We start from the raw sequence: 20,051 nt of genomic DNA, 5'->3' as shown, positions 1-20,051 counted from the left end.
GCCTTTTCAGAATATACCGGACGGGATCAGGCGCCCTCGTCCGGTATGTTGAGTATGTGTCCGCAGGCCTTGCAATGCACGGCATCGGTATCGTGGCGGTTGAGGCCGCATTGCGGGCAGGGAAAGGTCACCTTGTGTGGCCGTACGATGGCCTGCGCAAGGCGTACGAACAGCGAGATGCCGATGATCATGGTGATGACCGAAGTCAACTTCCCAAAGGTCCCGGGAAGAGTGACGTCGCCGAAGCCTGTGGTCGTCACCGTCGCCACGGTGAAATAAAGCGCATCGATGAAGCCGCTTCCCAAATCCTCATGATAGAAGAAAAAGCTGTAGACGAAGCCGGTGACGAGGAACAGGAACACGATGAAGTTGAGGAAGGCCTTGACGACATCGATCTGCTCTCGAAGGCCGAGACGCTTCAGCATCAGCCGAAAGATCGGCCGTTGCGCCACTGCCCAGATGCGGACCACGCGCAGGAATGCAAAGTTGAACAGCCATTGGGGAAAGAGCAGTGTGCAAAATACGAAGATGTCGAGCCATGTGATCGGCTTCGCCATCCATCTGCGGGTAGAGGTCGATGCAGACCATTGGGCGGCCAACTCCAGTGCCATCCAGAGCGCGATTGCATAGTCGATCACGAGATAGGATGGTCGGTTGCGCAGATAAGGGCCGGCGAGAAAGAAGCCAATGATGGCGAGGTCGATGACCATCATGGCAAATTGAAAACGGACCGCTGCTTTGCCGCGACCATAATAAAGGCTTGTCATCCTCTGGCGTATGGTCGGATGCGAGGCGTCAACTGCAGGGGTTGTCATCAAATTCCTGGTCCGTGGCGGAGCTTATGACTGGCAGCAGGGAAGGCGGTATCACGTGGTGACACCTTCGCCTGTTTCGATAAGATGGTACAGGATCGGAATTTCTCCAGTCCTCACCCTATCAGGCGGAACTGATCCACGTCGACCATGCCCTTATCCGAAATCTTTAGGTGCGGAATGACCGGAAGCGGGAGGAAGGCGACCTGGAGGAATGGCTCTTGCAGAGTCGTTCCAAGGGCATAAGCGGCTTTTCTCAAGTTGTGCAGCGTGTCGCGCACGGCCTCATAGGGTTCGAGGCTCATGAGGCCGGCGACGGGGAGCGGGATCTCTCCGGTAACCTTGCCGTCCTCTACCACGACGAAGCCGCCCTTGATCTCGCCGAGGCGATTGGCGGCGAGCGCCATGTCGTCCTCGGAGACGCCGACGACGCAGACGTTGTGGCTGTCATGGCCGACGGTGGAGGCGATTGCGCCCTTCTTGAGGCCGAAACCCTGAACGAAGCCGTTGGCGTGGTTGCCGTTCTTGCCGTGGCGCTCGATCACGGCGACCTTGATGACGTCGCGGTCTAGATCGACGCTGGTCTGGTTGCCGGAGGTGGGCAGACGGTAGCGGCGGTGTTCGGTGATGATCTTGCCCGGAAGCACGCCCATCACAGGCGTTTCGCCTTCCGTGACTGGAACGCCGAAATCGGCGGCCTTGACGATCCGCGCCTTGACGCTGTCGAGGCCGACGGGCGCGATCGGTTTGCGGGTCGCGAAGAGTTCCGGGGTGACACGACGGCCGGCGGCAAAGACGATATCGGCCTTGCAGTTTTCAAGGCTGTCGATGATGACGAGGTCCGCCCGCCAGCCGGGGGCAACGAGGCCGCGGTCCTTGAGGCCGAAGGCGCGGGCGGCCGAGATGGAAGCTGCCCGGTAGACGGCGAGCGGTTCGACGCCATGGGCGATCGCCGTGCGGATCATGTAGTCGAGATGGCCTTCCTCGGCGATATCGAGCGGGTTGCGGTCGTCGGTGCAGAGCGCAAGGAAGGGCGAGAGGCGTTCGGTGATGATCGGCATCAGCGCGTGCAGGTCTTTCGAAACGGAGCCCTCGCGTACGAGGATGTGCATGCCCTTGCGGATCTTCTCCATCGCCTCCGGTACGTTGGTGCATTCGTGGTCGGTGCGGATGCCTGCCGAGAGATAGCCGTTCAGGTCGTTGCCGGAGAGAAGCGGCGAGTGGCCATCGATATGTTGCCCCTGAAAGGCCTCGAGCTTGGCCATGCAGACGGGATCCTTGTGGATCACGCCGGGGAAATTCATGAACTCGGCAAGGCCGATCACCTTGGGGTGGTTGCGGAAGGGCAAGAGCCTCTCTATGGGCAGATCGGCGCCCGACGTCTCCAGATGGGTCGCGGGAACGCAGGAAGAGAGCTGCACGCGGATATCCATGATCGCCTGCTCGGAGGAATCGAGGAAATACTGGATGCCCTCGGTGCCCAGTACATTGGCGATCTCGTGCGGGTCGCAGATGACCGTGGTGACGCCGTAGGGAAGGACGCAGCGGTCAAACTCATGCGGCGTGACGAGAGAGCTTTCGATATGGAGGTGGGTGTCGATGAAGCCCGGCACCACGATCCTGCCGGTAATGTCGATTTCCTCGCGGCCGGAATAGCTGCCGCAGGTGCCGACCACCGTGTCGCCGCAGATGGCGATGTCGGAGGCGACGAGTTCACCGGTGACGAGGTCGAAGAAACGACCGCCCTTCAGAACGATGTCGGCTGGCTCGCGGCCCACGCCCTGGTCGATGCGGCGTTCAAGTGCAGTCATGCGGGTTCCTTCCGATTGCCGTGAGGCCGGCCGGTCGCCGCCGGCCGGAATCTCCTGACCGCCAGTCTACCCAACAGACGGCCGAAAGGGAAAGCGCAAGGCGAGGCAATCCCGATCCTTCGGCAAATCTCCGGCCGTCGCTCAGTCCTCTGCCGTGAGCGCGCCGAGAAAGGTCAGGACCTGCCGGTTGAAGGCCTGAAGCTGCTCGGGCGTCATGCCGGAGCGTGCGGTCAGCGTTTCGCCGAGGCATCGGCTTTCCCGGACAAGCGCCCGGCCGGCTTCCGTGAGCCAGACGTGAACCTGCCGTTCGTCGGTGGTGCTGCGGCGTCGCTCCACCAGGCCCGCCTGCTCAAGGCGTTTGACCGGCGGGGTGATGGTGCTGGATTCGAGCGACAGCCGGTCCGCGATGGCGCCGACCGTCAGGCCATCGTTCTCCGAAAGCGCGTTCAGCACGAGATATTGCGGGTAGGTGATGCCCATCGCGTCGAGCATCGGCTTGTAGGTGCGGTTGATGGCGATATTGGCCATGTAGAGCGAAAAGCAGAGCTGGTTGTCCAAGGGGACCGGTGAAGTTTGGCTGGTCATGGGGAACTCCCAAGTTGGCTGTTGAGTTCTTTTACCACGAAAAATGATATCGCGATAATTTTTTCTATGGACATGGATTTCAAGTGCCGTTATGCATATCGATATCGCGATAACAAATATCGCGAACGGAAAAATGGAGACGGCAGATGACTGACCAGATTAACAAAACGACACGCAGGCGTGTTTTGATCGCGGGGATGGGTCTTGCCGCCTCGACGGCGATCCCGCCTTTCCTCGACCTTGCCAAGGCATCCGCAGCCACGCATTCCAACCAGAAGGAGACGAACATCATGAGCAGCAGCACCATCACTACCAAGGACGGCACGCAGATCTTCTACAAGGACTGGGGTTCCAAGGACGCGCAACCGGTCGTTTTCCATCACGGCTGGCCGCTTTCGTCCGACGACTGGGATGCCCAGATGCTGTTCTTCCTGCAGCATGGCTACCGGGTCATCGCCCATGACCGTCGCGGTCATGGCCGCTCCAGCCAGACGGACACCGGCAATGAAATGGACACCTACGCCGCCGATGTCGCTGAACTCGCTGCCCATCTCGACCTGAAGAACGCGATCCATGTCGGCCATTCGACCGGCGGCGGCGAAGTGGCCCGTTATGTCGCCCGTCACGGCGGCAACGGCCGCGTCGCCAAGGCCGTCCTGATCGGCGCGGTTCCCCCTGTGATGGTCAAGTCTGACAAGAACCCGGGCGGCCTGCCGCTCGAAGTCTTCGACGGGTTCCGCGCGGCGCTGGTCGCCAACCGGGCGCAGTTCTTCCGCGACATTCCGGAAGGTCCGTTCTACGGCTTCAACCGGCCGGGCGCGAAGGTCTCTCAGGGCTCCATCGACAACTGGTGGAGGCAGGGCATGATGGGCGGCGCAAAGGCCCATTACGATTGCATCAAGGCCTTCTCGGAAACGGACTTCACCGAAGACCTGAAGACGATCGAGGTTCCGGTGCTGGTCATGCATGGCGACGACGACCAGATCGTGCCGATTGCCGACTCCGCGCTGCTTGCAGCCAAGCTTTTAAAGAATGCGACGCTGAAGGTCTATGAAGGCCTGCCGCATGGCATGGCGACGACCCATGCCGACATCATCAATGCGGATCTGCTCGCTTTCTTCAAGGCGTAAGGACGAGTGACGGACAGGGATCCGTCGATATCGGGTGGCCCGCAGGCGAGGAGAAATCCCACCTCCGGGCCATCCTTTTCGAAAGAGGCCGATGGCTGTTGTCCGTTGCGACGATGCTGCGGCGCAGGATATTTATGGGCGCCGCAAGCACTGGATTTTTGCCGGGAGGAGACGATATTTATCCCATGGCCAACGCGGATGACGAATTCCTTCAACGCCTGCCGGTTCTGCGTGAATTCGGTGATGTCGCCGACACGTTGAAATACGAGCCCTTGCCTGACGGCTGGGCCTTGGCTGTTGCTGATGTCATCAACTCCACGGGAGCCATCGACAGTGGTCGATACAAGGCGGTCAACATGGCTGGAGCCGGCGTCATCTCCGCGCTTCTCAACGCGCTTCAAAAATTCGATCTGCCTTTCGTCTTTGGTGGTGACGGGGCTGTCGTCGCCATTCCTCCCGCTTCGATCGACGCTGCGAGGGAAACTCTGGCTCGTGTTCTGAGTTGGGTACGCGACGACATGGAGCTTGCCATGCGAGCATCGATTGTGCCGGTAGAGGACATCAGGCGCCATGGGCATGATGTGCGGGTGGCTCGGTTCCAGGCCAGCGACGATGTCTCTTACGCGATGTTTTCCGGCGGCGGCAGCAGCTGGGCGGAAGCTCGTATGAAAGCGGGCGATTATGGCATCGCGTCGGCACCCGCAGGCTCCCGTCCCGATCTCTCCGGGCTCTCCTGCCGCTGGGATCCAATAGCCGCCACTCAGGGCAGGATCGTCTCGATCATCGTCATGCCTCAGCCTGCAGGTGACATGGAGGCGTTCAGGCGTCTGGTCCATACACTCGCGGACCTTTCCAATGTCGATGGACGCGATGGCCATCCGGTACCGGCATCAGGCCCCGACGTCAGCTTTGCGGATGAGGGGGTTGTTCTCGAAAGCAAGGCACTTTCCCCTTACGGCGCTGGCTGGGACAGGGTCAGGAAGATGGTCGGGATCCTCGCCCAGATCATGCTGGTCAAGACCCTGTCGAAGTTCGACGGGTCTCTCGGACGTTTCAGCGCTAACGAGTATCGGCGAGGCGTGGCCCGCAACACCGACTTCCGCAAGTTCGAGGATGGCCTGAAGATGACGGTCGACATCGGGCCGGGGAGGTTGGCGGAGATCCGCGCTCGGTTGGATGAGGCGAGGGCTGCGGGGGTCTGTCACTTCGGACTGCACGAGCAGGATGAGGCACTGATGACCTGTATCGTTCCCTCGGCGGTGCGGCGCAATCACATGCATTTCGTCGATGGTGCGATGGGAGGCTATGCCACTGCTGCAACCTATCTCAAGGCGCAGATGGGCAAGGCCTGAGGGATCGCGCCTGATAGGGCGGGTGGTGGTGTCGGGCTGATGTCAGGCTGTGTCCCTCAACGAGAAAACGGCCGTTGCCGGCCGCTTCCATTATTTTCTTCTGCACAAGACGTGGCTTATTCCACGGCAACGATCTTGCCGGCATCCCACTTGAACAGGGAGAAGGCCTGCGAGGTGAGATCGCCGGCTTCGCCGTAGGTGACCTTGCCGATGGCGGTCGGGATTGCCTCGCCCGACTTCAGCGCGGTGGTGACGGCTTCAGCATCCTCAGCGCTGCCGGCCTTCTCGATGCCGGCCTTCAGAACTTCCACGGCAGCATAGGCATTGAGCGTGAAGGCTTCTGCCGGGATATTGCGCGCGGCGAGCGCGTCGGCTGCCGCCTTGGAATCCGGGTTCTTGAGAGCGTCGGAGGCGTTGGTGAAGATCGTGCCGTTCGCAGCATCGCCGCCGATGGAAGCGTATTCACTGTTCGACAGGCCGTCGCCGCCGATGATCAGGGCCTTGATGCCCAGATCTGCAAGCTGGCGGGCCAGAAGGCCGCCTTCGGGATGATAACCGCCGAAGTAGACGACTTCGGCACCTTCGGCCTTGAGGCGGGTCGTCAGCGCGCTGAAATCCTTGTCTCCGGCCGTGAGCGCGTCGTTGAAGACTTCCGTCACACCACCGGCATTGAGGGTTGCCTTGAAGGCGTCGGCGAGGCCTTTGCCGTACTGGCCCTTGTCGTTGATGATGGCGATCTTCTTGTCCTTGAAGTTGGCAAGAACGTATTTCGCAGCCACGTTGGCCTGCTGGTCGTCACGGCCGCAGGTGCGCAGCACATTGGTCAGGCCGCGATTGGTCAGGTCCGGTGCGGTCGCGGTCGGTGTGACCATCAGTACGCCGTTTTCAGCAAAAACGTCGGAGGCCGGAATAGCAACGCCGGAGGTGACCGGACCGACGACGAAGCGGATGCCTTCGCCGATGAGCTGGTTGGCGGCGGAAACGCCCTGCTTGGGTTCGCCGCCATCGTCGGCCAGCTTGAGAATGACGGTCTCGCCGAGAATGCCGCCCTTCTTGTTGATCTCATCGACGGCCACCTGGGCACCGTTCTTGACCTGCTCGCCATAAGCGGCGACCGGTCCAGTCAGCGGCGCAATCAGGCCGATCACGATTTCGGCGTGCGCCAGAGGCGCGGTCGCCATGAATGCAACGATGGCGGAACCCGCCAGCAGTCTCAGTTTCATTTCCGTTTCTCCTTGAATGTTACGAAGGCGAACCTTCGAGACTCCCCTGGGGCTTTTTTGTTTTGCGGGAGCCTAGCGGAAACACGCAGAGGGAGAAAGGTCGAGCGTCTTGTTCGCGGTACGGATCACGCCTTATCCGATAGGGCAACATTGTTCCTGCGCCATTTGCGCAGCCGGCCGCAGGCGTTGGCATAGGGTGACGAGGTATTGAACTGGATCATTCGCCCCTGCGTCCACTTCTCGTACCAGGGCCTGCCATATAGGGTGTCGCCATCCCCCTGTTCGATCAACGCCACGATTCGCGATTTCGCGCTATCGAGCCTTTCCAGCAGCTCCCTTTCTCCAAGCATCTCGCAATCACGATAGAAACTCTGCGCGAGGCGACCGAGTTCGTTCCATTTGTAGCCCGTTTCGGGAAAGTCCACCGGCTCGCCGGCCGCCTTGAGTTCATGCCACTTGAGGACGAGTTCGTTCCAGCCGACGAGATAGGCGATGAGATCGTGAATGCTAATCCATGTTCCCGTCGCATGACCTTCCAAGGTTTTTTCCCGCCAGCGGGCAAACGGTGTCTGGCCGAGTTCACGCTTCAGCTTGCCGTATTCCCGCTCGATCGCCTGAAGAAGCTCATCCTTGGTGGCTGGAACCGCCATTCTCTTTTCCCTTCGTAAGGAACGATCTCCCGGGTCGCCGGAAAACGAAACCGGCGGATCGCGGATCCGCCGGTCAGGAATGATCAGGTCTGGTTATGCCAAAGATACGTGTCCACAGTCCGACCGTCTTGATGACATGCAGGTTATTGCCGCCGGCATGGCAGCGCTGTCATCAGGCCGCAGTCTTGCTGGCGCTGGTCTGGCAATAAATGTCTTCCAGCGTTTCGAGGATCTTGATAACCGACTCGGAGGTGCTGGAATAATAGATCGTCTGCGCGTCGCGGCGGGTCTTCACCAGCTTCTGGGCGCGGAGCTTGGAGAGGTGCTGGGACAGAGCCGACTGACTCAGGCCGACCTGCGTCGCAAGAACGCCGACAGGAACTTCACCTTCGACGAGCGAGCAGAGAATCATCAGCCTTTTGGGGTTGGCCATTGCGGAGAGAAGACCGGCTGCAGCAATCGACTGTTCGGACAAAGCTTTGGTTTTCATGACTTCAACTTTCCTTTGTCGGAGCCCTCCTTGGGAAGAGGGCGACCGTTTGCAATCATTCAATTTAGCTATGATCAAACTCTAACAAGAAGCGGCTAATTGTATATGCCTAAATTTAAGGTACCGGGTATGCTGAATTAGATATGACTGAATTCAGCTCAGACATCGAGGCCACTAGACACCCAAATTCGTATCTAACCAGTAAATCGCCGCAAATAAGGTCGATTCCTGCCCTGTCCACGCCACAAAAAGCCCATTTTCCTGACTTCTGGCCGCATCTGGTTGTTGCGATAAGGCTGGCCGCTTCGGGGAAGTTGACCCTTAATTCTTGTAGTATCACGTCTTCGTGATCTGGGAGGTCGCCGGCCTTTTCGAAGGGAATCAAGAAGTCTCCCCCGGTTAGAAGATAGGCCTTGCCGAAACCGCCATTGAGGCTCGCGTTCTGCGGCACTAATCGGAAGAAACGGAAATCGGGAAAGTCGATATAGAGCTTCGCCTTCGGATGGCGCGCGATGAAGCGGGCGCGCAGGCGAGCGTGCTCGGCGCTTCCGTGTTCGACTGTTTCCGAAAGGCACTGGACGGTAACGCGTGGGTAGGCAAGAGGGTCGCCTTTGCCAGGTTCTCCGGCCAGAAGGGAAACCCTGCTATCGGCGAGGAGCGCCTTGGTGTGAGCCGAAAGTCCTGAGACCAGGATGATGGCAGAGCCGTCCGTGTCCGTTCCGAGCAGGACCCGGCTTACCGACGGAAAGCCGTTGTCCGGATCTATAACGGAAAGCGCGACATAGCGCGCCGAACGCAGAAGTCGGCGCGCAAGGGCGCGCGCCTCGTCATCCGTTTCGCGAATGACAGATGGTTTGTCCGACATGTATTCCCATTCCCTCGGGGCGCATTACGCCCCTTGACCCCGGTCAGCTCTTTCGGCGGTGCCGAGTCAGACCGTTGACAACATCCTGGGAGGAGATGGTGCCGATGACGGCTCCATTGTCAACAACGCCGATCGTTCCCGGATGGCGGGAAAGCGCGTCGAGGATCTCGACCAGCGGGGTTTCCGGCTTGGCGGTGCCGGCAACAGTGCCCTGGCTGGTGGGAGTGTGGAGACCGGAGGCCATGATGTCCTTGGCCGTTAACATGTTGATCGGGTTCATGTTCTGGACAAAGTCCGCGACGTATTGGTCTGCCGGATTCTGTACGATTTCCTGAGGCGTTCCGCATTGTATTATACGGCCGCTCTCCATGATGGCGATGCGGTTTCCGATGCGGAAAGCTTCGTCCAGGTCGTGGCTGACGAACAGGATCGTCTTCTTGAGCCGCGACTGGAATTCCAGAAGCTCGTCCTGCAGGCGGGTACGAATCAGCGGGTCGAGCGCGGAGAAGGGTTCGTCCATCAGCAGGATAGGCGCGCCGGTGGCAAAGGCGCGGGCGAGGCCGACGCGCTGCTGCATGCCGCCCGAGAGCTCGTTGACCTTACGGTCCGCCCACTTGGTGAGGTTCACCAGTGCGAGCTGCTCGGCCACCGTTTTCGCCCGCTCGGCTTCCGGAACGCCTGCAAGCTCAAGGCCGAAGCCGACGTTTTCCGCAACCGTGCGCCACGGCAGCAGGCCGAACTGCTGGAACACCATGGAGACCGTGTGCATGCGCAGGTCGCGCAGGGCCTTCGGGCTGGCGCGATAAGGATCGACGTTGCCGTTGGCAGTTCTGACGCTGACATTGCCGCGCACCACGGGCGCAAGGCCATTTACGGCACGCAGCAGCGTCGACTTGCCCGAGCCGGAAAGGCCCATCAGCACGAGAATTTCGCCTTCCTTGACCGCGAGCGACGCACCGGCGACGCCGAGCACGAGGCCGGTCTCGGCACCGATCTCGTCGCGGGTCTTGCCCTGGTCTACGAGCGCGAGCGCCTTCTCGGGATTGTCGCCGAAGACGATATCGACGTTTCCAAAAATGACGGCGTCGGTCATGCGTCGTCTCCCGATTCGGAGCTGCGGAACATGCGATCGAGGATGATCGCGAGGATGACGATACAGAGGCCGGCTTCGAAGCCTTTGGCGATGTTCACCGTGTTGAGGGCGCGAACGACGGGTACGCCGAGACCGCTTGCACCGACGAGGGCGGCGATCACCACCATCGACAGGGACAGCATGATGGTCTGGGTGAGGCCGGCCATGATTTGCGGCATGGCGAAGGGCAGTTCGACCTTGCGCAGCACCTGCGTCGGAGTGGCGCCAAAGGCGATCGCGGCCTCGACGAGCGCCGGAGGCGTCGAGATGATGCCCAGCCGCGTCAGGCGGATCGGGGCGGGGATAGCGAAGATGACCGTGGCGATCAGGCCCGGAACCATGCCGAGGCCGAAGAGGATCAGCGCCGGGATCAGGTAAACGAAGGTCGGGATGGTCTGCATCAGGTCAAGGACAGGACGCATGCCGGCATAGACCCATGCGCGGCGGGCGGCGGCGATGCCGAGCGGTATTCCAAGCAGCATGCTGACGGCCGTCGCGGCAAGAACCAGTGCCAGCGTCTCCATGGTTTCCTTGAAATAGCCCTGGTTCATGATGAGCAGCAGGCCGACGAAGGTGAAGAGGGTAATTGCGATGGACCGGCGTAGCCAGTAGGCAAGGGCGGCAATCGCGATGATGACGGCAATCGGCGGCGGTGCCTGCAGCACATAGAGAAGCGCCTTGATGACGCGATCCAGCGAATAGGAGAGCAGGTCGAAAAACCACTCACCATTGTTCGTCAGCCAGTCGACGCCGGTTTTGGCCCAGGGGCCGATGTTCAGTTTGCCGCTGGAATCGGCGAGCCAATCGGGTAACGAGATCACGTCGTTGCCATCCGTCTCAAGTTTCGGGAAATTCGACTGTCAAAACGCACCGTGGTGTCGACCAGTATACGCCACCACGGTGCATTCGGATATCAGAGGCCGAGGGAGCTCTTGACCGCAGCGGCGGCATCGCCACCGTCGAAGGTCGTCACGCCGGCAAGCCAGGGCTCGACGGCCGAGCCGTTAGCCTTCAGCCATTCGGTTGCCGCCACTTCCGGATCCTTGCCGTCGTTCAGGATCTTGCCCATGATTTCGTTTTCCATGGGAAGCGAGAACTTCAGGTTGGTGATGAACTTGCCGACGTTCGGGCATTCCGTCGTGTAGCCGGCGCGAATGTTGGTGAAGACGGTGGCGCCGCCGAAGTTGGGCCCGAAGATGTCGTCGCCGCCGGTCAGGTAGCTCATCTTGTAGTTGGCGTTCATCGGGTGCGGTTCCCAGCCGAGGAAAATGACCGGAGTGCCGTCCTTTTCGGCGCGGGCGACCTGGGCCAGCATGCCCTGTTCGGAGGATTCGACGACTTCGAAGCCCTTGAGGCCGAAGGTGTCCTTCTCGATCATGTCGAGGATCAGGCGGTTGCCGTCATTGCCCGGCTCGATGCCATAGATCTTGCCTTCCAGCTCGTCCTTGTGGGCGGCGATGTCCTTGAAGTCCTTGATGCCGAGTTCAGCGCCCTTGGCGTTGGTGGCGAGCGTGTACTTCGCGCCCTCGAGGTTCGGGCCGAAGGATTCGACCGACTTGTCGTCGAGGAAGGGGCGAACGTCGTTCTCCTGGGTCGGCATCCAGTTGCCGAGGAAGACGTCGATGTCCTTGTTCTTCAGGGACTGGTAGGTGACGGGAACGGAAAGAACGGTGGTGGTCGGCTCGTAACCGAGAGCCTTGAGAACAACGGTAGCCGTCGCTGTCGTCGCGGTGATGTCGGTCCAGCCGACATCGGAGAAACGCACGGCCTTGCAGCTTTCGGCTTCCGCCGCCATGGCCGGTGCAAGGCCCAGAACAAAAACGGATGCGGCGGCGGCAAGCGCCAGCCGATAGGAATTGAATTTCGTCATTTTTGACTCCCAATGTTTTTTGATGTTCCCAAGTCAACATTCAATACCCCACAAAAGCAAGCGCACCCGGTGCATTTGCGGCGGATCGCACACCCTGTTTGCGACGCAGCGATTTTTTTACGACAGGCCGCTGAAAACTCTTGCCCACAAGCCGGAACGACTCTTTGCTGGGGGCGTTTTGACGCGTTGGGGGGGGCTGCATCAAAGCGTCCTGTGGTCAATGTCCCCGGATAGGGGTAGGCTCGCAAATGGCTCATGCCGCCGGTGCCCGATGCCGGTTTTTCGAGAGAGGAGACATCATGAAACTTCACTGTCTGATCATGGCCGCGGCCATGGTTCTTCCCGCGGGTGTGGCGTTTGCCGATGGCGATCCGGTCGCCGGCGCCAAGGTCTTCAAGCAATGCATGGCCTGCCACACGGCGACCGAGGCGAAGAACAAGGTCGGCCCGACGCTGATGGGTATCATCGGCCGTCCGGTGGCGAGCGTTGCCGACTACAAATATTCTCCGGCCATGACCAGTTTCGGCCAGGGTAAGGTGTGGAGCGAGGAGGAGCTCGCGGCCTATTTGCCGAAGCCGAAGGATCTTGTCCCCGGCACCAAGATGGCCTTTGCCGGCCTGAAGAAGCCTGACGATATCGCCAACGTGATCGCCTATCTCAAGGATCCGGCAGCGGGCGGAAACTGAAGCTGCAACCGAAATTGATGAAAGCCGCATCCGGCCGGCCGTACTGGCCGGATGCGTCGGCTTGCCGCATTTGATTCTAGTCAAGGATGGCCGCTGTTCGCTCCTCTAGAAACGCATCCGGATAACCCGCGAGGTGCGGTTTCTTTGCTCAGGAGTGACACATGCAGAACAGGATCATTCGTTTCGTCGGCGCCGCGGCGGTTGCCGGTCTCTTCGCCTTTCCGGCCCTTGCCGCCGATATCGAAGTGAAGATGCTGAACAAGGGCTCCAACGGCGATGCCATGGTGTTCGAACCGGCTACCGTGAAGGCTGCCGTCGGTGACACCATCACCTTCGTTCCGACCGACAAAGGGCATGACGCCGCCTACATGAAGGACATGGTTCCGGAAGGCGTCGAACTCGCCAAAGGCAAGATGAACGAGGCCTTCAAGGTTACGGTCGACAAGGAAGGCGCCTACGTCGTGAAGTGCACGCCGCATGTTGGAATGGGCATGGTGGCGCTGGTCGTGGTCGGTGAGGGTGCGCCGGCCAATCTGGATGCCATCAAGACCGGAAAGCTGCCGAAGAAGGCTCGCGAGCGGCTGGATGCAGAGATTGCCGCTCTCGGCCTCTGATCTCTTCGGGCTTTGTTTTTTCACGGAAAGCCGGGCGGCAAGTGTCCGGCTTTTGCCGTTATCGGGTTTTCAAATGAAAGAAATAAGATAAGTTCGCCAGATAGAAAGCGGCGGTTTTTCCGCTCATTTATTCATTTCGGGAGATGAACCAGCATGGCCTCGCTACAGTCCTTCGACAGCGAAATCGAAAAGACCCGCGGTATCGTCAACGATATGAAAGGCAAGCTGGAGCAGTCCAGCGTCGTTCTCGACCAGTTCGCCAAGGCTGAAACCAAGCTCGGCGACGTCAATTTCGATATCGAGAACGCCCGTATCCAGGATGTCATCAACCAGCAGAAGGTGATGGAGGCGAATATCGCCGACCTGATCATCGGGTTGGAGGATGCGACCAATGTCTTCGGCTCCGAATTCGAGAGCATGAAGAGCTATACCGGCTACGAAAAGTTCATCGGCATCTTTTCCAAGCAGAGCGCGCAGCGCATGCGGACCGAACGCGTTCGCAACATGTCGCTCGCCGGAAACCTGCAGGAACTGCTTTCCAAGTCCGACAGCATCGTCGGCATCCTGAAGGATCAGCGCGGCGTGCTCGACCAGCGGTACAAGAGTTCCGAGGCCAGCCTGATCCAGGTGATCGAGCGCCGCAAGGGCACGATAGCGAGCCTTGAAACGACTCAGAAGCGGATCGAGGAACTCAACCCGATGCTGCTCGACATCGAGAACAAGATCGCTGCCTCGACGGACCAGTCGGCCCGCACCGAGTTGGAAGGCGAACGCTCGAAGCTTGCCACCGAATACAACCAGATGCAGGCCAAGGAGCAGGAACTGCTGGCGGAAAGCCAGACGCTCGAGCGCTACACCTCGATGTTCCAGACCTTCGTCGATTCGCTCAACAACCAGATTGCCGCGCAGAACACGCTGATCAACAAGCTGACGATCGATACCGAGCAGCGCATCGTGCTCTACAAGGCGCTGGAAGATTCGTTGAAGACCGCCGCCCAGCAGGATGTGGCCCACAAGATCAACACGCTCGGCAGCCAGGTCGACACCGCCGCGGAAGAGACCATGGCCGGCATCGGCTCCGCCGCCCAGCGCCATATCGGCGATCTTCTCGAGCTGCACGAGAAGAACATGCTTTCAACGCAGGACATCCAGCGCCGCAAGAAGCTGGCCGACGAAGCTTTCGCCCGCCGCTTCCAGGCAGTGCTCGAAAAGCATAACGCGGCGAATTATGTGAAGTCCTGATCGGCCGGGCGTCATGCCGAGTTTTGATGTCTGGCGTATTGGAGACGCAAGCGTGTCGGAAATACTCCCCGTTGCCCTTGAACTGAAGAGAACAATAGGGCCGGTGCCATGCTGAATGCGGTTGATGGGCCGGTCGCCCAGTATTTCCAGTCGATCCGGGCCGCGCTTGGCGGGCTTGAGATCTACCTGCGCAATCCCGACCTCATGCTGCCCGGCAGCGGGGTGGCGGGAGCGTTGCTACTGCCTTATGTGGACCGTCTCAAGAATTCCTTCGCCTGCTGGGAAAACCGTCTCGGCTTTACCGAGCAGTTCCGCATTTCAAAGGCGGAAAGCGGTTTTCCCGTTTTCCAGAACGTGCTGGAGCTGGAAAACGACCGGACGAGCGCCGAGAAGCGGCTTGCCGAAATACCCGAGGCGGCGGCGCTACGGACAGAGATGGTCGATTTCATCCTGCGGCAGAAGGCTTTTCCCGAGGCGTTGCAATCGCGGATGGCGGAACGGCTTTATCTGGAGCAGATCGGCCGGGGAGCGATCTTCTCGCCTTATGTGCTGCCGGAAACCGTTCGCGTGACGGTCAATGAGGCGAGCCGCAGGCCTTATTACGTGGTGAACTGGGCCGTGTTCGACGGTACTAACACGCTGCCTATGATCTATATCGCCGGCATTGAGGACAGTTCTGCCAATGTCGCGAAACTATTGGTGGGAGAGGACGGCAAGCTCAATCCCGACGTCGATATCCCGCTTCCAGTCGGGGGGCTGCTGAACCCGGAACTTGCCGCGCAGTTCGACGATTTCGCCGGCAAGAACGGCGCCTATTCGCTGACGCCGGCGACGATCGCCACCAACATGGACAAGGATTTCCCGACGCTGCATCCGAAGCTTCTGCGGCGTATCGTGCTCGGTCCCTTCTACTCGGCCGGGATCACGGAAAACAATGCCCGGATCAACGAGATCCTATCACGGGTGCGCAAGCCGGAGAACGCCTGGCTGCTGACCTGGACGATGCAGGAAGTCTTCTCCAAGGCGGAGCGTCCGGCGCAGCGCGGCTTCTTCTCCTCGACGCCGGCCACGCAGGAATTCCACATCGAGACCGGCGATCTCGAGGCGGCGCGCATGGGCGTTTCGTCCTATGAAAAGCATGCGCTGGTGCCGCATGACGCCTATCAGGCGCTCTATGCCTCTGGCGAGGCCAATGCCATCTTCGGAGACTACAAGGTCCATGTCATCTCCGGCAACAACGTGGTCAGCGAGGTCTAGCATCATGAACGGACTGAACGCCGGGTTGACGACCATCCGCGAGGACGAGATCCGCAAGCATCTGGCCGTAGCGCAGGGGCTCGTGACCCGCGCCGTGGTGATCGATGCGGGAGACGGGGCGGGTGGTACGCCGCTTGCCGGCACCGGCAGGCGCTTCGTTCCGACGGTTTCGACGGGATCGGTCCGCCGCACGCGGGAGATCGAGCTGTCGAAGACGGTTCAGTCGGTCGGCGGTGGCGGCGATCCGCTGATGACGCCGCAGCAGCATGCGGTGCTCTATCGTGTTCGCCGCGGCATTCAGGTGGCGTTGGCGATTGCCGATGTGTTCGCGCGTCAGACCGATCTTGAGCAGTTGCAGGCACGCAATCTTTCCGCCCCCTTGCAGGGGGAGGATGCCGGCCGGTTCAAGGCGCTGCTTTCCGCATCGGCCTATGTCGCGGCGTTTTCTCTCGCCGCCTATCTTCTATCGACGTTGCAGGGCGAGGGTGAGCCTGTAAACGACGCGCATGAGCCGGATTTCCTGTTCGATACCCCGCAGGATGCGCTGAAAAGCATGGTCGCCGGGCTCGACGCCGCGATTGCCGGATCGGCGGACGAGGCGACGCTGGTCGGACGTACCAGAGGTTTTGCACGCGCGGCCATCGACGGGCTGATCGGTCGGAAGGCGCGGTTCACTGGCCTCTCGGTCTTCGAGAACACCCATATTCGCATCGATCAGGACGATTTCACGCTGGATGGTTTCGATGTCGCGCCGGGCGCGCGGCGCAAGCCGCTTTCCATGACCTTCAAGAAGCCGGAGGAAATCGTCGGCAACCACATCGCCAAGTTCCAGGCGATGAAGCTTGCCAAGATGATGATGGCCTATGACTTCGACCGGCAGATGAATCCGTTCGTGGAGCTGGGCGGTTTTCTCTTCACCTTTATCGGCGACGGCATGCCGGGCACCGGCAAGACCATCCTGATCCAGATGCTGGCGGGGCTTCTGAACGATTACTGCCAGGTGGCGGGTTATGCCTTCCATTACGAGAATTTCGGCGTCGACCAGATTTCCTCCTATCAGGGCAAGTCCGGCCAGAACTGCAAGGCCTTCATCGACAACGTCACCAATCCGCGCGTGATTGGCTTCGGCACCATCGACGACGTCGATCAGGTAGCGGCGAAGCGTTCCGACGACCGGGCGTCGGCGGGCCAGCATGAGGTGACGGCGGTGTTGATGGAGAGCTTTGCCGGCGCTTCGACCATGGTGCGCGGCAATTGCTGCTTCGGCATGTTCTCCAACTATCCGGAGAATGTCGACGACGCCCTGCGTCAGCGGGCCGGCGCGCGCTGGCTGATCGACGGGCCGCAGAGCGAGGCCGACTATATCGACATCTTCGCGCTTTTGATCGGCAAGAACCATTCGATCCCGCTCGGCGAGCACCAGCTTTTCGCCAATCAGGAAATCAAGCGGGCGGTGTCCGTTTCCTACGACAAGCATAACCGTCCGGAAGAGGATGGGCTGGTGGCTGTCTGGCAGCGGTTCGAGAAGAACCATGGCAGGATCGAGACGCTGGCCGATATCGGCGCCTATCTTCACGAGATCAAGCTGGCGGAACCTCGCTTCACCGGCCGCGCGATCAAGAACATTACCGACGCGATCAAGATGCGGGTGATGGATGTGGAGCTGCCGGACGAGTGGTTTGCAGCACCCGAAGCCTTCATGCATCGCAGCTACGACGAGAAGAAAGCGATGATCGCCGAGCTTCGCGGTCCGGTGACGATGGAGATGATCCTTCAGGAGATCAACCGCTACGCCGACAGCGAATTCCGCTATTCCGACAAGTCCGATGATGCCGCGGTCGCCGACATCGTGCGCCGCGAACGTCTGCGTGAAAGGGCGGTCGGCGAGATCGAGACGCTGAAGCGGGAAGGGAAATGGCAGCCGTGAATCGTCTTCTCGAAGCCGAACTCATCTATGGCAGGCTGCTGACCATCCGTGAGCCGCATCTGATCGAGCGTTACAACAAGGCGCTTTCGGGCTTTGGCCTGAGGCCTACGGCGCTCGCCGAATTCGATATCGATATGACCGGCTTTTCGCCGCAGATCGCGGCGGAGCTTGGGGATAACGACTATCTCGATCCCAACCGTGTCAACCGGCGTTTCGTGATCATGACGCCGGATCAGGAGAACCTGCCGGTCGTCCATACGAGCTTTTCCAATACCGCTGGCCTGATGCACGAATTCTACCGGGCGAACGCGCGGGCGATCAATGCGATCACCATCAAGGATGCGCTTTACGGCGAGATCGAGGATTCCGTCTCCACGGTGGAAAGCCTCGAAGATCTTCTGTCGATCAACGAGGTACAATTCCGGGTGCTTTCCGCGGAGGATCTGCTCGGAAAGGCGGGCGAACTGCGACAGCTCGCCGACCGGCTGCAGACCGATCCCGAGGCATGGCGCGACGATGCGATGCTGAACCGCATGGTGGAGCTTGCGAAGCTGACGGGGGATATCCGTCAGAACATGCTGGTGCCCGACAAGCTGGTTTTCCGGCACGATGCCTTCTGGGCCAATCATTTCGGCGGGGTTTATGTTTTCGTCGACGACAAGATCACCACTGTCATCTGCGATCCGTCAGCTCCGGGTTTTCGTCGGTCGCGTCCGTGGCAGGTCAGCTATATCTCAGCCAAGGACCCGGCGACGATCTTCGATTTTCTGGCGAAGACCGGGCGGATCGAGCTGCCGCGGGCAAGCTGGGTGGATGCGTCCGGTCTCCTTGCCCATCGAGCCGAAATGGCGGCGCTGGCGCTCGCCTATCAGGCCGATCCGGCGCTTGATTTCTCCCGTATCGATGCGGTGTGGCTGCAGACCTTCCTCCACCGCAACGCTGAACTGATCGCGCGGGACGGCACCTATCCGTTCCTGCAGGAAATGCTGCGACAGATCGCGGCGACCGGCAGCATCAAGATCGCCGATGTGGCGCCCGAGCGCCGCTTTCTGCTGATCCGGGCCCGCCCCGACCATGCCGACCAGTGGTTGACCAACCGGCTGATCTCGCAAATGGTGCCGTCGGACTTCGTGTCGCGGTTCATTTTCGACAAGCAGGGCTTTTATGAAGCTTATGAAGGATATAGCGACGTATTTCGCGAATTCGTTGTAACGCGACTTACGCAAACCTATCTCCAGGACAAAGCTGCCTTCCGCAAACGCCTCTACGGCATAGGAGACGACGACAATGCTTGATCCGGTCATCGCGTTTTTTCAGCGCGTCTTTGCCGCCCTCGGCCGCGGCATAGGGCTCGTGATCGCTTGGTTGCTGTGGCCATTCCTGGCCGCGCACGGTTGGTACCAACGCCGCAACTGGATGATCAAGGGGCCGATCCTGCTGCTGATCGTCATTGCGCTCGTGTTCTACGGACAGTTCGTCTGGCGGACCCAGGCCTGGCACAATTTCAATCCCGAAATGGTCAATGGCTACGACTTCAGCCAGCGAACCATTGCCGCTGGCGTCGCGGTTCCCGACAAGCCGAACACCTGCCAGAATTCGGCGATCGTGACGATTGCCGCCGACCTTACCGATTTCAACGTCAACCAGAATATCTGGATCTCATCGACACTGCTCTACAAGCTGGGCTTCTTCGGCATGGACTGGGATCATACGCCCTTCTTCGATAACAAGGCCTCGTTCCAGCGCGGCGTGAACCAGGTGGTTCGTCGCGTCGCGATCGAGCTTGCGGACAATCTCGGCCGTGTGCGTGGTACTTCCGGTATCAACAACGACCTGCAGGACGCGCGCGGCAATATCCAGTTCGACGAGGGCACCTGGTACTTCGGTACCAATCCCTTCGGCTTCAAGACGCCGACGCCGGCCTATTACCGCTCGGCCGTCAGCAGCTGGCGCAAGTTCAATTCCGATCTGGAAACCTGCAAGGCCGTTTTCGACGCCCGCGCGGATAACCTGACCCAGGTGCTCGATCGCATGGCGAGCGATCTCGGCAACACGTCCGACATCCTTCGCCGGCGTTCGGAGGAGTATCATGCCGGCTGGTTCGACACGCGCGCCGACGACCGTTTCTGGTTCGCCTATGGCCAGCTTTATGCCCAGTATGCGCTGCTGCGCGCGACCCGCGCGGATTTCCTGGATGTGATCCGCGAACGGAACCTGACCGCAATCTGGACTGAAATGGAAAAGCAGCTGGAATCTGCTCTCCGGATTCAGCCGGCAATCATTTCCAACGGTGCCGAGGACGGCTGGATCATGCCCAACCATCTCTCGACGATGGGCTTCTACATCCTTCGCGTTCGCTCCAACATGGTTGAACTACGCGCCGTTCTCGAACGCTGACGGGAACG

General features: G+C 60.1%; 19 protein-coding genes. 9 read left to right on the top strand and 10 right to left on the bottom strand.

From position 1 onward, the window contains the following. Positions 1 to 26 precede the first annotated feature (26 nt). From H4I99_RS06575 to H4I99_RS06565, 3 genes are all read right to left on the bottom strand, one after another. Positions 27 to 815: a potassium channel family protein gene (locus tag H4I99_RS06575; protein WP_163900260.1), complete on the bottom strand. Its 789-nt coding sequence runs from the start codon at positions 813 to 815 to the stop codon at positions 27 to 29. Positions 816 to 928: 113 nt separating this feature from the next. Beyond that, positions 929 to 2,623: an adenine deaminase gene (ade, locus tag H4I99_RS06570; protein WP_163900257.1), complete on the bottom strand. Its 1,695-nt coding sequence runs from the start codon at positions 2,621 to 2,623 to the stop codon at positions 929 to 931. Between the two features lie 141 nt (positions 2,624 to 2,764). Then, positions 2,765 to 3,208 (bottom strand): MarR family winged helix-turn-helix transcriptional regulator, encoded by a 444-nt coding sequence (locus H4I99_RS06565; RefSeq protein WP_163900256.1) that lies wholly within the window; start codon positions 3,206 to 3,208, stop codon positions 2,765 to 2,767. Between the two features lie 290 nt (positions 3,209 to 3,498). On the opposite strand from H4I99_RS06565, the gene H4I99_RS06560 reads away from it, so the two are divergent. Beyond that, on the top strand, positions 3,499 to 4,338 hold the full coding sequence (locus tag H4I99_RS06560) for an alpha/beta fold hydrolase (RefSeq protein ID WP_244624958.1): 840 nt from the start codon (positions 3,499 to 3,501) through the stop codon (positions 4,336 to 4,338). A gap of 185 nt (positions 4,339 to 4,523) precedes the next feature. After that, the gene (locus H4I99_RS06555; RefSeq protein WP_163900252.1) at positions 4,524 to 5,690 is read left to right on the top strand and encodes a DUF3095 domain-containing protein; all 1,167 of its coding nucleotides are present in this window, start codon (positions 4,524 to 4,526) and stop codon (positions 5,688 to 5,690) included. Positions 5,691 to 5,806: 116 nt separating this feature from the next. Here the strand turns inward: H4I99_RS06555 and H4I99_RS06550 are convergent, their stop codons facing one another. From H4I99_RS06550 to H4I99_RS06520, 7 genes are all read right to left on the bottom strand, one after another. Then, the gene (locus H4I99_RS06550) at positions 5,807 to 6,913 is read right to left on the bottom strand and encodes a branched-chain amino acid ABC transporter substrate-binding protein (RefSeq protein WP_163900250.1); all 1,107 of its coding nucleotides are present in this window, start codon (positions 6,911 to 6,913) and stop codon (positions 5,807 to 5,809) included. 125 nt (positions 6,914 to 7,038) lie between these two features. Further along, positions 7,039 to 7,563: a ClbS/DfsB family four-helix bundle protein gene (locus H4I99_RS06545; protein WP_163900248.1), complete on the bottom strand. Its 525-nt coding sequence runs from the start codon at positions 7,561 to 7,563 to the stop codon at positions 7,039 to 7,041. A gap of 172 nt (positions 7,564 to 7,735) precedes the next feature. After that, entirely contained in the window at positions 7,736 to 8,053 is a 318-nt protein-coding gene (locus H4I99_RS06540; RefSeq protein ID WP_099058525.1) for an ArsR/SmtB family transcription factor, read from the bottom strand. A gap of 115 nt (positions 8,054 to 8,168) precedes the next feature. Further along, complete coding sequence (locus H4I99_RS06535) at positions 8,169 to 8,918, bottom strand: HugZ family pyridoxamine 5'-phosphate oxidase (RefSeq protein WP_163900246.1); 750 nt, start codon at positions 8,916 to 8,918, stop codon at positions 8,169 to 8,171. A gap of 43 nt (positions 8,919 to 8,961) precedes the next feature. Then, entirely contained in the window at positions 8,962 to 10,011 is a 1,050-nt protein-coding gene (gene choV / locus H4I99_RS06530) for a choline ABC transporter ATP-binding protein (RefSeq protein WP_163900244.1), read from the bottom strand. Next, entirely contained in the window at positions 10,008 to 10,868 is an 861-nt protein-coding gene (gene choW / locus H4I99_RS06525) for a choline ABC transporter permease subunit (RefSeq protein ID WP_163905773.1), read from the bottom strand. Before choW ends, choV begins: the two co-directional genes overlap by 4 nt. A 95-nt stretch (positions 10,869 to 10,963) precedes the next feature. Then, a complete protein-coding gene (locus H4I99_RS06520) occupies positions 10,964 to 11,845 on the bottom strand; it encodes a choline ABC transporter substrate-binding protein (protein WP_244624956.1) in 882 nt (293 codons plus the stop codon). Positions 11,846 to 12,219: 374 nt separating this feature from the next. Here H4I99_RS06520 and H4I99_RS06515 point away from each other — a divergent pair, with 374 nt between their 5' ends. The 7 genes from H4I99_RS06515 (at position 12,220) to H4I99_RS06485 (ending at position 20,043) form a co-directional block, all read left to right on the top strand. Next, positions 12,220 to 12,606: a c-type cytochrome gene (locus H4I99_RS06515; protein WP_163900241.1), complete on the top strand. Its 387-nt coding sequence runs from the start codon at positions 12,220 to 12,222 to the stop codon at positions 12,604 to 12,606. Positions 12,607 to 12,767: 161 nt separating this feature from the next. Continuing rightward, the gene (locus H4I99_RS06510; RefSeq protein WP_163900239.1) at positions 12,768 to 13,220 is read left to right on the top strand and encodes a pseudoazurin; all 453 of its coding nucleotides are present in this window, start codon (positions 12,768 to 12,770) and stop codon (positions 13,218 to 13,220) included. A gap of 153 nt (positions 13,221 to 13,373) precedes the next feature. Further along, positions 13,374 to 14,462 (top strand): hypothetical protein, encoded by a 1,089-nt coding sequence (locus H4I99_RS06505; protein WP_163900237.1) that lies wholly within the window; start codon positions 13,374 to 13,376, stop codon positions 14,460 to 14,462. A 108-nt stretch (positions 14,463 to 14,570) separates the two neighbouring features. Further along, positions 14,571 to 15,719, top strand: a complete 1,149-nt coding sequence (locus H4I99_RS06500) for a hypothetical protein (protein WP_163900235.1) — start codon at positions 14,571 to 14,573, stop codon at positions 15,717 to 15,719. A gap of 4 nt (positions 15,720 to 15,723) precedes the next feature. Further along, entirely contained in the window at positions 15,724 to 17,646 is a 1,923-nt protein-coding gene (locus H4I99_RS06495; protein ID WP_163900233.1) for an AAA family ATPase, read from the top strand. After that, entirely contained in the window at positions 17,643 to 18,941 is a 1,299-nt protein-coding gene (locus H4I99_RS06490) for a DUF6638 family protein (protein WP_163905771.1), read from the top strand. The genes H4I99_RS06495 and H4I99_RS06490 overlap by 4 nt, the downstream gene beginning before the upstream one ends. Continuing rightward, positions 18,934 to 20,043: a DUF2333 family protein gene (locus tag H4I99_RS06485; protein WP_163900231.1), complete on the top strand. Its 1,110-nt coding sequence runs from the start codon at positions 18,934 to 18,936 to the stop codon at positions 20,041 to 20,043. Before H4I99_RS06490 ends, H4I99_RS06485 begins: the two co-directional genes overlap by 8 nt. Positions 20,044 to 20,051: the final 8 nt, after the last annotated feature.

The organism is Paenirhizobium daejeonense (genome assembly GCF_014280875.1).
Classification (GTDB): Bacteria; Pseudomonadota; Alphaproteobacteria; order Rhizobiales; family Rhizobiaceae; genus Allorhizobium; species Allorhizobium daejeonense.
This window is presented reverse-complemented; position numbering and strand designations above follow the sequence as displayed.